Raw genomic sequence first — 13609 nt, forward strand, 5'->3', positions numbered from 1 at the left:
GACTATCGTTTCAGGCTTTGGCGGTGCGCGGGGTCACTTTGTGAGGATCAGCTTTCCCTGCCGGGTGATGCGCAGGGTGTAGACCTGATCGTTGAGCTTGATATGGGCCAGCGAGCCCTCGCCAACGATCTGGCGCACATCGTGCAGGGGAATTTCGGCCTCGCTGGTCGCGGCGCGGGCAGAGGCGAAGAGCTTGGGGCGGTCGTGCATCATTTGCGGGTCACTCCGGTGTCGAAACGGTCCATCAGGCGCTCGGCGCTGAAATCGCCGGGCAGGGCGAACTGCAGAACAAAGGAGAGGATATCGTCTCGGCTGGCCTGCGCATGCTGGCGCTCGGCGGTGCCGTCCCGATTGGGCTGGGGAGAAGGGATGAGCATCGGCTGTCCTGCTGTTCTGTTCGCGGTGTCGGGCTGGCCCGCCAGAGGGGAGGGTTGGCTGATGAGTCTATTCCTGACAAAAATACTTTGCGGAGTCAATATGCCTGATAAAAAGCGTTGGCCATTTCCCGCCGGGCAGCTGGGGTACAGGAAAACCGGCTATTTTCTGTGCGCTTCTGACCTGTGGCGCGAGGGGTGCTCCAAACCGAGCCTGCGGGCCCCCATATGAACAACAGCGACACCAGTGCAAAAGGAGCCGGAGCGATGCGCTTCCGTGATCTTGCAGAACGTCAGATTCAGAAAGCCCGTGCGGAAGGCCAGCTTGACGGCCTCGCAGGCGAGGGGCAGCCCTTGCCGTCGCGTGCAGGCGAGGACGTTGCCACAGCAGCCGGCTTTCGCGTGATGGCCGAGGCTGGCGCCCTGCCGCGGGAGATCACGCTCAGGAAAGAGGTGGACGCGCAGCGCAAGGCTCTCGTTGCGCTGGGCAGCGATCAGCCGGAGGCACGGCGCACAGCACTGGCCCGGCTGGCCGATCTGGAGCTGCGCCTTGCCATCGAGCAGGAAGCGCGGCGGAAATTCTACGCCACCCAATGAAAAACCCGCCAACCGTGTCCGGCTGGCGGGCGTGTTTCGCGTCTGGGCTGCGCGCTCAGGTGCGCACGACGTAGACCGAGCATTTCGCGTGGCGCACCACGCGCGCTGCGTTGGGGCCGAGCAGGTAATCCTGCAGCTCGGGCTGGTGCGCGCCGATCACGATCAGATCGCTGTCGGCCTTTTTCGCCGCATCGAGGATGTGCTCATAAGCCTTGCCCGTGGAGACGAGGTGCCGGACGCCCGCATCCATTTCCTCGCCGATGGTCTCGGCGGTGAAACGGTGCAGGGCCTCTTTCGTCTGGGCCACGGCCTTTTCGTGGAAGCCCTGCTGGAAGAAGGAGCCCACCAGCGAGGAGCCGTAATCCGGCAGCACGGTGATCACGTCCAGCCGCGCGCCATCAAGGGCGGCGAGCCGGGCGGCGGTTTCGAGCACCGGCACTTCCGCTTCGGGGCGGTTCATATCGATGGCGCAGAGGATGGACTTGCTCATGCCGGAACTCCTTCCTTGGACGCGCGCCCTTTCTGGAGCATCGCGATGAGCCCCAGCAGGATCAGCGCCGGGATGAAGATGATTTCCTTGGGCAGTTGCGGTGCCGCCGCCTGCACGGCGGTCACGCTCACGGGCGTGTCGCCGTAGAAATCATAGCCGCCCAGCTGATCGAAGAAGGGCGTGCCGGGGAAGGGCTCTTCCAGCAGCAGCGCATCGCCTTCGGGCAGGACGGTGAGGCCCTGCGCTTCCAGCCGCGCATCGCCGCCCTCTTCAGAACCGACGGTGACGAGCAGCGTCAGATCCTTGATGTCGCCTGAGACGAAGTCCGGCCCCGTGACGGTGAGGCGCAGGCTGTCGCCCGGCGTCGCGGCTTCCATTGCCTGCGTAAGCTCCACCGGCGGGATCGCCTCGAACGGCGGCTGGATGCGGTTCATCACGAAATCCGGGCGGAACAGCACGAAGGCGATCAGCACAAGGGCAACGCTTTCATAGATCCGCGAGCGGGTGAGGAAGTAGCCCATCGTGCCCGCCGTGAAGACGAGGATCGCAATGGTGGCGATGATGAACACGAGGATCCCCTGCATCCATGTCACGTCGATCAGCAACAGATCGGTGTTGAAGATGAACATGAACGGCAGGGCCACGGTGCGCAGCGAATAGAAGAAGGCAATGAAGCCTGTCTTGATCGCATCGCCGCCCGAAACGGCCGCCGCGGCGAAACTCGCCAAGCCTACGGGGGGCGTCACATCCGCCATGATCCCGAAGTAGAACACGAAGAGGTGCACAGCGATCAGCGGCACGATGAGCCCCGACTGCGCGCCCAGCTGCACCACGACGCCCGCCATCAGCGAGGAGACGACGATGTAGTTGGCCGTTGTCGGCAGGCCCATGCCCAGAACGAGCGACAGCAGCGCCACGCAGAAGAGCATCGCCACGAGGTTGCCGCCGGAGATGAACTCCACCAGATCGGCCATCACCTGCCCGATGCCGGTAAGCGTCACCGTGCCGACGATCACGCCGGCGGTTGCGGTGGCAAGGCCGATGCCGATCATGTTGCGTGCGCCGTCGATCAGGCCCGCCACGAGATCGGCGAGGCCCTGGGCAAAGTTCTTCGCCATCTCGCTTTCGCCGCGGAACATCGCCTTCAGCGGGCGCTGGGTGAGCAGGATCACGAAGAGCAGCGCGGTGGCCCAGAAGGCCGAGAGGCCCGGGGATTTCTGCTCGATCATCAGGAAGTAGACGAGCACCACGATGGGCAGCAGGAAGTAGAGGCCGGATTTGTATATCTTGGCCAGATCCGGCAGTTCCACCACCTCGGCGTTGGGATCGTCGGGCACCAGATCGTCCACCCCGGCGGCGAGCCAGAGCAGCGCGACATAGGCCACGAAGACGAGTGCGGCCATCACCCAGCCCGCGCCAGAGGGCACCATGGCCACAACGGCTTTCACCGGGTATTGCACGCCGTAGCAGAGCAGGGCGAAACCGGTGAAGAACACGGCCATGCCGCCGATGGTACGGCCCATGGAGACGACCTTGTTGCCGATCGTCGGCATGTTCCGTTTCACCGCTTCAAGGTGCACGATGTAGACCAGCGCGATGTAGGAGATCACGGCCGGCAGGAAGGCATGGGTGATCACCTCCACGTAGGAAATGCCCACATATTCCACCATCAGGAAGGCGGCCGCGCCCATCACGGGCGGCATGATTTGCCCGTTCACGGAGGAAGCCACTTCCACGGAGCCCGCTTGCTCGGAGGAGAAGCCGACGCGTTTCATAAGCGGAATGGTGAAGGTGCCGGTGGTCACGACGTTGGCGATGGAGGAGCCGGAGATCAGGCCGGTGGCGGCAGAGCCCACCACGGCTGCCTTGGCCGGGCCACCGCGCAGGTGGCCGAGCGCCCCGAAGGCCATCTTGATGAAGTAGTTCCCCGCGCCCGCCTTATCGAGCATCGCGCCGAAAAGCACGAAGAGGAACACGAATTTGGTGGAGACGCCCAGTGCGATGCCAAACACCCCTTCCGAGGTGATCCACATGTGGCTCATCGCTTTTTTCAGCGAAGCGCCCTTCCATTGGATCACTTCCGGCACCCATGAGGAGGAGCCGAAGAAGACGTAAAGCAGGAAGATCGTGGCGATGATCGCCATGGCCGGGCCAAGCGCGCGGCGCGCAGCCTCGAACAGCAGGATCAGGCCGAGCAGCGCGAACCATTTGTCCACGTCATCGGCAAGCCCGCCGGAGGCGACGATCTTGTCGTAGAAAATGTAGCCATAGAGCGCGGTGAACACGCCGAGGAAGGCGAAGATCCAGTCCTGCACCGGGATGTAATCGCGCGGCGAGGATTTGAGCATCGGGTAGGCCAGGAAGGCCAGGAAGATCGAGAAGGCCAGGTGGATCTGGCGCGAGTTGTTGATCAGATCGCCGGGCAGGATGTAGTTCGCCACGGGCGAGGCGAGGATCACCTGAAACAGCGACCACGTCACGGCGACGATGGCCATCATCGTGCCAACGGCCCCGGCCGGTGTGCGTGCGCCCGAGTCTGTTGCGGCGACGAGCTCCTGCAGCTCCTCTTCCGAAAGCTGGCGTCCGCGTTGCGGATTGTCAGACATGTCCCTTAGCTCCCTGATCCATGGGGCCCGGCGCTTCATGGTCCGTGCGGCCCCATTGCACCGTTAATGGCGGTGCTTGTTGTCCCTGAAAAATTGGGCGGAGCAGGTGCCCCGCTCCGCCCGTCAGTTGGCGTGGATTACTCGATCCAGCCTTTTTCTTTGTAGTATTTCTCGGCGCCCGGGTGCAGCGGGGCAGAGAGACCAGCCGTCGCCATTTCCTGGGGCTCGAGGTTTGCAAAGGCCGGGTGCAGCTTTTTGAAGTCTTCGAAGTTTTCGAAGACGGAAGACACGACGGCGTAAACGGCCTCGTCCGACACGGCGGTGGAGGTCACGAAGGTCGCGCCGACACCGAAGGTGTGGGTGTCATCCGGGTTGCCGCGGTAGACGCCGCCCACGATGGTGGCGTGACGGTAGTAGGAGTTGGCATCCACCAGTGCTTTGATCTCGTCGCCTTCCACGTTCACCAGCACCGAGTCACAGGCGGTGGTGGCTTCCTGGATGGAGCCGGAGGGGTGGCCCACGGTGTAGACCATCGCGTCGATCTGGTTGTCGCAGAGGGCGGCGGACTGTTCGGCAGCCTTCAGCTCGGTGGCGAGGGCGAAGGTGGAGTTATCCCAACCCATTTTCTCCATCACCACTTCCATCGTGCCGCGCTGGCCGGAGCCCGGGTTGCCGATGTTCACGCGCTTGCCGACAAGATCCTTGAAATTCTTGATGCCGGAGTCAGCACGGGCCACCACGGTGAAGGGCTCGGGGTGCACGGAGAAGACGGCGCGCAGATCCTTGAACGGGCCCTGCTCGGAGAACTTCGAGGTGCCGTTGTAGGCGTGGTACTGCCAGTCGGACTGGGCAACGCCGAACTCAAGCTCGCCTTCGCGGATGGTGTTGATGTTGTAGACGGAGCCACCGGTGGATTCCACGGAGCAGCGGATGCCGTGCTCCTTGCGGCCCTTGTTGACGAGGCGGCAGATCGCGCCGCCCGTAGGGTAGTACACGCCGGTCACGCCGCCGGTACCGATGGTGATGAACTCCTCGGCGTAAGCGGCCGGGGCAGCCATCACGCAGACGGCTGCCGCCGCTGCAGTGAGTTTCAGTTTCGCAAACATCGTTACACTCCCTTGGTTTGATGTCTCAATTGTTACTCTTCATCATCGCCGCTCCAGAAGTCTTCCAGACGGCGATTGCCGGATTCCACCGTGTTGATCCGCAGCTCGGCATCTTTGCCGGAGCGTTCCACCAGCATACCGATCATCGTTTCAAGCAGAACGAGGGTGGCGGCATAGGAGGAGAAAAACTGCGGGCTGTCAGTGGGAATAATGAAGGTGTTCGACGCATATTTGACGGCGGGGCAAGTATGCGTGTCGGTGATGACAATCACATAGGCCCCTTTCTCGCGCGCCATCTCCGCCGTGAGGATCGAGCGCCGCGCGAAGGGCGGCTTCGTCAGGATGATCACGGCGTCCTGTTCGGAGAGATGGGTGAGCGTGGTGCTGACAGAGGCCCCCATGCGCCCGGCCATGCTCCATTTCGGAGTCACGAAATTGGCCATGTAGGAGAGGTATTCGATGATCCCGGTGGAGCCGTAGGCCCCGTACACCACCACGTTGCGCGCCTTGTGCAGCGCTTCAACCGCGGTATCGAGGCGCTGGGCGTCGATCAGCTTGGGCAGGGCGGCGATATTGGCGATGCAGGCGGCGGCCTGTCGCTCAAGGAAAGGCGGTTGCTTGCCGGTGCCCGCATCGGCCACGATCCGGCCGGCTTTCTCGGAAAAGCTGATGGAGGAGCGCCCGATGGCCGACCGCGACAGCTCCCGCATGGCCTCATAGGTGTCAAAACCCAGCGCTCGTGCCAGCCGCGAGAATGTGGCAGGCGAAACACCGGACGACAGCGAGATCGAGCGCAGCGAGCGGGTGGAGACATCGATCGGGTTCGCAGCCACGTAATCCGCTGCCGTGCGCAGCTTGGCGCTCAGCCCGCTGTACTCGGCCGCAATGGCTTCCTCGATCGAAATCCGGCTGTTCATCAAGCCCCCCTGAAATTGAAACTGAACGTTTCAGGTGTTTTATGGATTGTCAACAACTGAAACATATGTTTCACCATGGTCCCGCGGATCCCCCTGCCGTCGCGTAAGTTATCAGGGGTTTTCTGGGAGTAGGATCCTGATATGTCCCATGTTTTCGGACGCAGCTGCAAAGCCACCCTGCCGATGGTGTCCCATGGCGATGGCGTCTATCTGATCGATGATTCGGGGAAACGCTACTTCGACGGCTCCGGCGGCGCGGCTGTCTCCTGCCTAGGCCATTCGGACCCGGACGTGACGGCAGCGATCAAGGCGCAGCTGGATCAGGTGGCCTTTGCGCACACCGGTTTCTTTACCTCGCAACCCGCCGAAGCACTGGCCGACAAGCTCGTCGAGCACGCGCCGGAAGGCATTGAGCATGTCTATCTTGTTTCCGGCGGTTCCGAGGCGATGGAAGCGGCGCTGAAGCTGGCACGGCAGTATTACCTCGAGATTGGCCAGCCCGGGCGCGTGAACATCATCGCCCGGCGGCAGAGCTACCACGGCAACACGCTCGGCGCGCTTGCAACAGGCGGCAACATGTGGCGGCGGGAGCCCTTCGCGCCGCTGATGATCAACACCACCCATATCTCGCCCTGCTATGAATACCGGGGCCGGGACGAGGGCGAGAGCGCTTTTGACTACGGCCAGCGCGTGGCCAACGAGCTTGAGGACGAGATCCAGCGGCTGGGGCCGGACACCGTGATGGCCTTCGTGGCCGAGCCCGTGGTGGGCGCCACGGCGGGTGCGGTGCCGCCGGTGGAGGGCTATTTCAAACGCGTGCGCGAGATCTGCGATGCCCATGGTGTGCTGCTGATCCTTGATGAGGTCATGTGCGGCATGGGGCGCACCGGCAGCCTTTTTGCTTGCGAACAGGAAGGCGTGCGCCCGGATATTCTTGCCATCGCCAAGGGACTTGGGGCGGGCTATCAGCCCATCGGCGCGATGCTCTGCTCCGATACGATTTTCGCCGCGATCCGTGATGGCTCGGGCTTCTTCCAGCATGGTCACACTTACATGGCGCATCCCACTGCCAGCGCCGCCGCCCTTGCCGTGGTGACGAAGCTCACCGACGGCGGGCTCGTGGCGCAATGCGCCGAACGCGGCGCGGAACTGAAAGCCGCGCTTGAGGCGCGTTTTGGCCAGCACCCCCACGTGGGCGACATTCGCGGACGCGGGCTGTTTCTTGGCATCGAACTGGTGGAGGACCGCGCCATGAAAGCGCCGTTTGACCCCAAGCTGGGGCTGAACAAGAAGCTCAAGGCCGCCGCTTTCGAGGCGGGCCTCATCTGCTACCCGATGGGCGGCACGATCGACGGGCAAACAGGCGATCACATCCTGCTTGCGCCGCCCTTCATCATGGGCCCGGAGCATGTGGATGAGATCGTCGACAAGCTCGATACGGCTCTGAAAGCGGTGCTCTGATCCCATGCTCCCCCACTTGATGGTCGCGCCCAACGGGGCGCGGCGCGGCAAGGCCGATCATCCGGCCCTGCCGATCACCCTTGATGAAATCCTCACCGAGGCCCGCGCCTGCCGCGAGGCCGGGGCGGACGGGCTGCACCTGCACCTGCGCGACGCACAAGGCGGCCATTTGCTCGATGCCGGGGCCTACCGCGAGGCACTCACGGCATTTGACGCGGCGCTGCCGGGCTTTGCCGTGCAGATCACGACAGAGGCCGCTGGCCGTTACGCGCCCGATCACCAGCGCCGCGTGGCGCTTGAGAGCGGTGCGCGCTCGGTTTCGGTTTCCATCGCCGAGATGACAGCCGGAGAGGCGGCCCAGACTGCGCCGGAGTTCTATGCCGCCTGCGATGCGGCCGGGATCACTGTGCAGCATATCCTCTATGATGCGGGCGAGTTGGACGGTCTGGCCGGGGTGCTGGGCGAGGCGCGCTTTCGCGATCCCGCGCTCCAGCTGATCTGCGTGCTGGGCCGCTATACCGGAGCCGCTGGCAGCGATCCGGCGGGTATAGCGCAGTTCACAGAGGCTTTCGCGCGCCATGGTATCCAGCCGGATTGGGCGCTCTGTGCCTTTGGGCCGCAGGAAACGGCCTGCCTGCGCGCCGCCCGTGCGGCGGGCGGGAAGTGCCGCGTTGGTTTTGAAAACTCGCTTTGGAATGCCGATGGCAGCCTTGCCGGAAGCAATGCCGAACGGGTGCGGGAGGTCCGGGCCCGCGCTTTCGCTTGATTTTCGCTTTCGCGCCTAAATTTTCGTTTACGCGCGAAACCGCGCATTGTATAGCTGCGCGCATCTTCCTTTTCGGCGGGAGCGCGGAGCATGAGCGAGACGACGGACCTCTTCATCATCGGCGGCGGCATCAACGGCTGCGGCATCGCACGGGACGCGGCGGGCCGGGGGCTTTCGGTGCGCCTTGTCGAGATGAACGATCTGGCCTCGGCCACCTCCTCGGCCTCCACCAAACTGTTCCACGGGGGCCTGCGCTACCTTGAGTTCTTCGAGTTCCGCCTCGTGCGCGAAGCGCTGATCGAGCGCGAGGTGCTGCTCTCGGCCATGCCGCACATCAGCTGGCCGATGCGCTTCGTGCTGCCCTATTCCTCGGCCATGCGCTTTGAGAGCGACACCCCCACGTCGAAGCTTCTCTCCACCGTCATGCCGTGGATGAAAGGCCGCCGCCCCGCTTGGCTGATCCGGCTGGGGCTCGCGATGTATGACACGATGGGCGGGCGCAAGATCCTGCCCGCCACGCGTAAGGTGGATCTCAAGGACACGCCCGTCGGCGCGCCGTTGCAGCCGAAATTCTCCACGGCGTGGGAATACTCCGATTGCTGGGTGCAGGACGCCCGCCTCGTGATCCTGAACGCCCGCGACGCCGAGGCGCGCGGAGCCGAGATCCTACCGCGCACCAAGATGCTTTCGGCGGAACGGGAAGGCGATCTCTGGAAGATCCGCACCCAGAACACCGAGACGGGGGCAGAGGCCGAATACACCGCGCGCGCCATCGTGAACGCGGGCGGGCCGTGGGTCGAGGACGTGATGACTGGCAAGCTGCGCCGCAACACCGGCGAAAGCATCCGGCTGGTGCGCGGCTCCCACATCGTGGTGCCCAAGCTTTACGATCACGATCGCTGCTATTTCTTCCAAGGCGAGGACGGGCGGATCATTTTCGCCATTCCTTACGAGGAAGATTTCACCCTGATTGGCACCACTGACGCCGATCACAAGGATCTGGGCGCGAAGCCCGTTTGCACGCCGGAGGAGCAGGCCTATCTCTGCGCCTTCGCGTCCAAGTATTTCAAGCAGCCGATCACCACCGACCAGATCGTCTGGACCTATTCCGGCGTGCGTCCGCTCTATGATGACGGCGCAAGTTCGGCCACGGCGGCAACGCGGGAATATGTGCTGTCGCTGGACGAAGCCCCCGGCGCGCCGCTTCTGAACGTGTTCGGCGGCAAGATCACCACCTACCGCAAGCTCGCCGAGGCCGCGATGGCCAAGCTCGCGCCGCGCCTTGGCAACGAGAAAGGCATCTGGACAGCCGGTGTGCCGCTGCCCGGCGGCGATTTCGCCTACGCGGATCTGGGTAAGCTGCACAGCGATCTGGCCAGCGAATACCCTTTCCTCACCCCGGCATGGCTGCGCCGGATGGTGAAAGCTTACGGCACCGAGACCCGCGCGATCCTTGGCAAGGCCGAGGCCGTGGCCGACCTGGGCCAGTATTTCGGCGCCTCGCTCACCGAGGCCGAACTGCGGTGGCTGGTGGAGAAGGAATATGCCCGCACCGCCGAGGATGTGCTCTGGCGGCGCGGCAAGCTGGGCCTGCGGCTCTCGGCGGAGGAAACCGCCGCCGTTGAGGACTGGATGGAAGAGAACGCAACCAGCAAGGCTTGATCACCCAAGGCGCAGGGCCGAAGGTGTGACAACACGACAAGATATCGGGGGGAGGCTCCATGACCTATGTAATGGCGATCGATCAGGGAACCACGTCCTCGCGCGCGATCCTGTTTGACGGCGAGATGAAAATCGCCGCCGTCGCGCAAGAGGAGTTCACCCAGCATTTCCCGCAATCGGGCTGGGTGGAGCACGCGCCTGCCGACCTCTGGGACACGGTGCAGCGCACCGCGCGCGACGTGCTGAAGAAACAGGGCGTTTCAGCAGGCGACATTGCCGCCATCGGCATCACCAACCAGCGCGAAACCACCGTTGTCTGGGACAAGGCCACAGGCGAGCCGGTGTATAATGCCATTGTCTGGCAGGACCGCCGCACCTCCGCTTATTGCGCCGAAATGCGCGAGGCCGGGCATGAGCCGATGGTGGCGCAGAAAACCGGCCTGCTGCTCGATCCCTATTTCTCGGCCACCAAGGTGCGCTGGATCCTTGAAAACGTCGAAGGCGCGCGGGCGCGGGCCGAGGCGGGCGAACTGCTGTTCGGCACCGTTGATTGCTTCCTGATCTGGAAGCTCACCGGCGGCGCTGTCCATGCGACCGATGCCACCAATGCCGCGCGCACGATGCTTTACAACATCCGTGAGGGGCGCTGGGACGATCAGATCTGCGCGGCGCTGGGCGTGCCCATGGCGATGCTGCCCGAGGTGCGCGACACCGATGGCGATTTCGGCGAAACCGAGATCCTCGGCGCGCCGGTGCGCATTCTGGGCGTGGCGGGCGATCAGCAGGCGGCCACCGTGGGCCAAGCCTGTTTCGAGCCGGGGATGATGAAATCCACCTATGGCACGGGCTGCTTCGCCCTGCTGAACACCGGCGACACGCTGGTGGAAAGCACGCACCGGATGCTGGGCACCATCGCCTACCAGTTCGGCGGCAAGCCCACTTACGCGCTGGAAGGCTCCATTTTCATCGCGGGCGCGGCCGTGCAATGGCTGCGCGACGGGCTCAAGGTAATCGAAAGCGCCGCCGATACCGCGCCGCTGGCCGAGGATGCCGACGACAGCCAGGAGGTGATCCTTGTGCCCGCCTTCACCGGCCTTGGTGCGCCCTATTGGAACGCCGACAGCCGGGGCGCGATCTTCGGCCTGACGCGCAACACCGGCCCCGCCGAATTTGCCCGCGCCACGCTGGAGAGCGTCGGCTACCAGACGCGCGATCTGCTGGAGGCCATGCGGGCTGACAGTGGCGACGCGGGCCTCGGGCAGGTGCTGCGGGTGGATGGTGGCATGTCCGCGAGCGATTGGACGATGCAATTCCTCGCCGACATCCTCGACGCCACGGTGGATCGCCCCACGATCCTTGAAACCACCGCGCTGGGCGTGGCGTGGATTGCCGGGAAGAATGCTGGCGTCTACCCGGATCAGGCCGGTTTCGCCGCCACATGGGCGCGGGAGAAGCGCTTTACTGCGGAAATGGCCGATGGGATCCGCGCGCGGAAATACAAGGCCTGGAAGCGCGCAATCGAAGGCACGCTGGTCTATTAAGGGCGCTTGCGTACCTAAGGCCGCCCGTTTGCCCTTGTTTCCTTGCGCCTTCTGGCGCTTCGGCAGAGCCGCAACAGGTAAACAGCATTTCACGCCGCTCCTTGTTGTTGGCGGGGGGCGGCTCTACATGCAGCTTCATGAAAAGCTGGATCCCGTCTTTCAAATCCCCGCCGAAAGTGGCGGTGGTGCGCCTTTCGGGCGTGATCGCCGCCAATGGCCGTGGTGCCGCCCTGAACGATGAGGCTGTCGGCCCGGTGCTGGAACGCGCCTTCAAAAAGGGCAAGCCCAAGGCCGTGGCGCTGGTGCTGAACTCCCCCGGCGGCTCGCCGGTGCAAAGCTCCCTGATCGGCGCGCGCATCCGCAGGCTTTCGGAAGAACACGGGATCCCCGCCATCGCCTTCGTGGAAGACGTAGCCGCCTCGGGCGGTTACTGGATCGCTTCCGCTGCCGATGAGATCTGGGCCGATGAAAGCTCGATCATCGGCTCCATCGGCGTGATCTCGGCGGGCTTCGGGCTGGATGTCTGGATGAAACGGCAGGGGATCGACCGCCGGGTGCACACCGCCGGCGAGAGCAAATCCATGCTGGACCCGTTCCGCCCGGAAAATCCCGAGGACGTGGCGCGGCTCAACACGTTGCTCGAACAACTGCACGAGACGTTCAAATCCCAGATTACCGCCCGCCGGGGCGGCAAGCTGCCTGAGGGGCAGGATCTGTTTACCGGCGAAGTCTGGCTTGGCCGCAAGGCGCAGGAACTGGGGCTGATCGACGGGATCGGCCACCTCGTGCCCAAGATGAAGGAACGCTTTGGCGAGAAGGTGAAGTTCCTCACCTACGGCCCCAAGCGCCCCTTCCTGCGCCGCTTCGGCGCGCAGCTTGCCACCGATGCCCTTGACGGCTTTGAGGAGCGTGCCCATTTCGCCCGCTTCGGGCTCTGAGCCGTGGTCAAGATCGTCACTCTCTTCCTTGCCGGAATGGCCGTACTCGCCATGTTCGGCCGGCTCCGGTTTCCGGGGCAAAAGAAACTCGCCGCTCGCAAATGCCCAGGTTGCGGACGGTACAAACTGGGACGTGGCCCCTGCGGCTGCGGACACGGAAAGGCTTAAGGAATGGATTGGCTATATGTGGCCGTAGGCCTCGTCATTCTCCTTCTGGGGGGAGATGCGCTAGTGCGTGGGGCGGTGAATTTGAGTCTGCGGTTGGGTGTGCCCGCGCTGATCGTCAGCCTCACCATCGTGGCCTTCGGAACCTCCGCGCCGGAATTGCTGATCTCCGTCGGCGCTGTGATGGAAGGCGTGCCGGGGCTGGCACTAGGCAATGTGATCGGCTCCAACACGGCCAATATCCTGCTTGTCCTCGGTCTGCCGGCGCTGCTCGCCCCGATGCACACCAGCGAATGCGACAGCCGCAAGACCTACCTCTTCATGATCGCCGCCAGCCTGCTGTTCATCGTGCTCTGCTTCCTTGGGCCGATCACATGGTGGCACGCGCTGATCCTGCTTGCGGGCCTTGCCGTGGTGCTGGGTGATGCCTTCCGCGATGCGATGCGGCACCGGGAGAACGGCGCGGCCTGCGCGATGAGCGAAGGCGAGGAAGAGGTCGAGGGCGCGGACCCGGAGATGTCGGGCACCAAGATCGCGATCTACATTATCCTCGGCCTGATCGGCCTGCCGCTCGGCGCGGAGCTTCTGGTGGAAGGGGCCGAAAACATCGCCCGCACCTTCGGCGTGCCGGAAACGGTGATCGGCCTCACGCTGGTGGCGCTGGGCACCTCGCTGCCCGAACTGGCCACCACGATCATGGCCGCGCTGCGCCGTCAGGCCGATGTGGCTTTGGGCAACGTGATCGGCTCCAACATGTTCAACCTGCTTGCGATCATGGGCATCACCGGCCTCGTCGGGCCGCTGCCCGTGGATCCTGGCCTGCTGCATTTCGACCTTTGGGTCATGCTGGGCGCCTCGCTCCTGCTTGCGCCTTTCGTCTTCATGAAGCTTGATATCACCCGCGGCTGGGGGCTTCTGCTCACCGCGCTCTACCTTGCCTATGTGGGGCGGTTCTTCCTGCTCTGAGAGGCTGGCCAAAGGGAGGC

Annotated in this window: 13 protein-coding genes; 7 read left to right on the top strand and 6 right to left on the bottom strand. The window is 64.0% G+C overall.

The window, feature by feature from the left end; all coding sequences use genetic code 11:
• Nucleotides 1-33: 33 nt before the first annotated feature.
• Together hemP and KVX96_RS16280 are read right to left on the bottom strand one after the other, a co-directional pair.
• The gene (gene hemP / locus KVX96_RS16275; protein ID WP_261195792.1) at nucleotides 34-213 is read right to left on the bottom strand and encodes a hemin uptake protein HemP; all 180 of its coding nucleotides are present in this window, start codon (nucleotides 211-213) and stop codon (nucleotides 34-36) included.
• A complete protein-coding gene (locus KVX96_RS16280; protein ID WP_261195793.1) occupies nucleotides 210-377 on the bottom strand; it encodes a hypothetical protein in 168 nt (55 codons plus the stop codon). The genes hemP and KVX96_RS16280 overlap by 4 nt, the downstream gene beginning before the upstream one ends.
• 264 nt (nucleotides 378-641) lie before the next feature.
• Here KVX96_RS16280 and KVX96_RS16285 point away from each other — a divergent pair, with 264 nt between their 5' ends.
• Nucleotides 642-971, top strand: coding sequence for a DUF1992 domain-containing protein (locus KVX96_RS16285; RefSeq protein WP_261195794.1), 330 nt, complete (start codon nucleotides 642-644; stop codon nucleotides 969-971).
• Between the two features lie 55 nt (nucleotides 972-1026).
• Here the strand turns inward: KVX96_RS16285 and KVX96_RS16290 are convergent, their stop codons facing one another.
• The 4 genes from KVX96_RS16290 to KVX96_RS16305 form a co-directional block, all read right to left on the bottom strand.
• The gene (locus KVX96_RS16290; RefSeq protein WP_261195795.1) at nucleotides 1027-1461 is read right to left on the bottom strand and encodes a universal stress protein; all 435 of its coding nucleotides are present in this window, start codon (nucleotides 1459-1461) and stop codon (nucleotides 1027-1029) included.
• Nucleotides 1458-4067, bottom strand: coding sequence for a TRAP transporter permease (locus tag KVX96_RS16295; protein WP_261195796.1), 2610 nt, complete (start codon nucleotides 4065-4067; stop codon nucleotides 1458-1460). Before KVX96_RS16295 ends, KVX96_RS16290 begins: the two co-directional genes overlap by 4 nt.
• A gap of 137 nt (nucleotides 4068-4204) precedes the next feature.
• Nucleotides 4205-5173: a TAXI family TRAP transporter solute-binding subunit gene (locus KVX96_RS16300; protein ID WP_261195798.1), complete on the bottom strand. Its 969-nt coding sequence runs from the start codon at nucleotides 5171-5173 to the stop codon at nucleotides 4205-4207.
• 32 nt (nucleotides 5174-5205) lie between these two features.
• Nucleotides 5206-6090 carry a MurR/RpiR family transcriptional regulator gene (locus KVX96_RS16305; RefSeq protein WP_261195799.1) on the bottom strand — a complete coding sequence of 295 codons (885 nt, stop codon included), beginning with the start codon at nucleotides 6088-6090 and terminating at the stop codon, nucleotides 5206-5208.
• A 141-nt stretch (nucleotides 6091-6231) separates the two neighbouring features.
• Here KVX96_RS16305 and KVX96_RS16310 point away from each other — a divergent pair, with 141 nt between their 5' ends.
• The 6 genes from KVX96_RS16310 (at nucleotide 6232) to KVX96_RS16335 (ending at nucleotide 13589) form a co-directional block, all read left to right on the top strand.
• Nucleotides 6232-7551, top strand: a complete 1320-nt coding sequence (locus tag KVX96_RS16310) for an aspartate aminotransferase family protein (RefSeq protein WP_261195800.1) — start codon at nucleotides 6232-6234, stop codon at nucleotides 7549-7551.
• Between the two features lie 4 nt (nucleotides 7552-7555).
• On the top strand, nucleotides 7556-8317 hold the full coding sequence (locus tag KVX96_RS16315; RefSeq protein ID WP_261195801.1) for a 3-keto-5-aminohexanoate cleavage protein: 762 nt from the start codon (nucleotides 7556-7558) through the stop codon (nucleotides 8315-8317).
• 90 nt (nucleotides 8318-8407) lie between these two features.
• A complete protein-coding gene (gene glpD, locus KVX96_RS16320) occupies nucleotides 8408-9979 on the top strand; it encodes a glycerol-3-phosphate dehydrogenase (RefSeq protein ID WP_261195802.1) in 1572 nt (523 codons plus the stop codon).
• A 59-nt stretch (nucleotides 9980-10038) separates the two neighbouring features.
• Nucleotides 10039-11520: a glycerol kinase GlpK gene (glpK, locus tag KVX96_RS16325; RefSeq protein WP_261195803.1), complete on the top strand. Its 1482-nt coding sequence runs from the start codon at nucleotides 10039-10041 to the stop codon at nucleotides 11518-11520.
• A 137-nt stretch (nucleotides 11521-11657) separates the two neighbouring features.
• Nucleotides 11658-12458 carry a S49 family peptidase gene (locus tag KVX96_RS16330; RefSeq protein WP_261195804.1) on the top strand — a complete coding sequence of 267 codons (801 nt, stop codon included), beginning with the start codon at nucleotides 11658-11660 and terminating at the stop codon, nucleotides 12456-12458.
• A 171-nt stretch (nucleotides 12459-12629) separates the two neighbouring features.
• Nucleotides 12630-13589: a calcium/sodium antiporter gene (locus KVX96_RS16335; protein ID WP_261195805.1), complete on the top strand. Its 960-nt coding sequence runs from the start codon at nucleotides 12630-12632 to the stop codon at nucleotides 13587-13589.
• Nucleotides 13590-13609: the final 20 nt, after the last annotated feature.

This window comes from Pseudoruegeria sp. SHC-113 (assembly GCF_025376885.1).
GTDB lineage: Bacteria > Pseudomonadota > Alphaproteobacteria > Rhodobacterales > Rhodobacteraceae > Pseudoruegeria.

What these genes read in the sequence shown, in the direction of transcription:
- KVX96_RS16285 (WP_261195794.1), top strand. Translation starts at nt 642, where the DNA reads ATGCGCTTCCGTGATCTTGCAGAACGTCAGATTCAGAAAGCCCGTGCG.
- glpD (WP_261195802.1), top strand. Translation starts at nt 8,408, where the DNA reads ATGAGCGAGACGACGGACCTCTTCATCATCGGCGGCGGCATCAACGGC.
- KVX96_RS16335 (WP_261195805.1), top strand. Translation starts at nt 12,630, where the DNA reads ATGGATTGGCTATATGTGGCCGTAGGCCTCGTCATTCTCCTTCTGGGG.
- KVX96_RS16315 (WP_261195801.1), top strand. Translation starts at nt 7,556, where the DNA reads ATGCTCCCCCACTTGATGGTCGCGCCCAACGGGGCGCGGCGCGGCAAG.
- KVX96_RS16295 (WP_261195796.1), bottom strand. Translation starts at nt 4,067, where the DNA reads ATGTCTGACAATCCGCAACGCGGACGCCAGCTTTCGGAAGAGGAGCTG.
- KVX96_RS16300 (WP_261195798.1), bottom strand. Translation starts at nt 5,173, where the DNA reads ATGTTTGCGAAACTGAAACTCACTGCAGCGGCGGCAGCCGTCTGCGTG.
- hemP (WP_261195792.1), bottom strand. Translation starts at nt 213, where the DNA reads ATGATGCACGACCGCCCCAAGCTCTTCGCCTCTGCCCGCGCCGCGACC.
- glpK (WP_261195803.1), top strand. Translation starts at nt 10,039, where the DNA reads ATGACCTATGTAATGGCGATCGATCAGGGAACCACGTCCTCGCGCGCG.
- KVX96_RS16310 (WP_261195800.1), top strand. Translation starts at nt 6,232, where the DNA reads ATGTCCCATGTTTTCGGACGCAGCTGCAAAGCCACCCTGCCGATGGTG.
- KVX96_RS16330 (WP_261195804.1), top strand. Translation starts at nt 11,658, where the DNA reads ATGAAAAGCTGGATCCCGTCTTTCAAATCCCCGCCGAAAGTGGCGGTG.
- KVX96_RS16280 (WP_261195793.1), bottom strand. Translation starts at nt 377, where the DNA reads ATGCTCATCCCTTCTCCCCAGCCCAATCGGGACGGCACCGCCGAGCGC.
- KVX96_RS16290 (WP_261195795.1), bottom strand. Translation starts at nt 1,461, where the DNA reads ATGAGCAAGTCCATCCTCTGCGCCATCGATATGAACCGCCCCGAAGCG.
- KVX96_RS16305 (WP_261195799.1), bottom strand. Translation starts at nt 6,090, where the DNA reads ATGAACAGCCGGATTTCGATCGAGGAAGCCATTGCGGCCGAGTACAGC.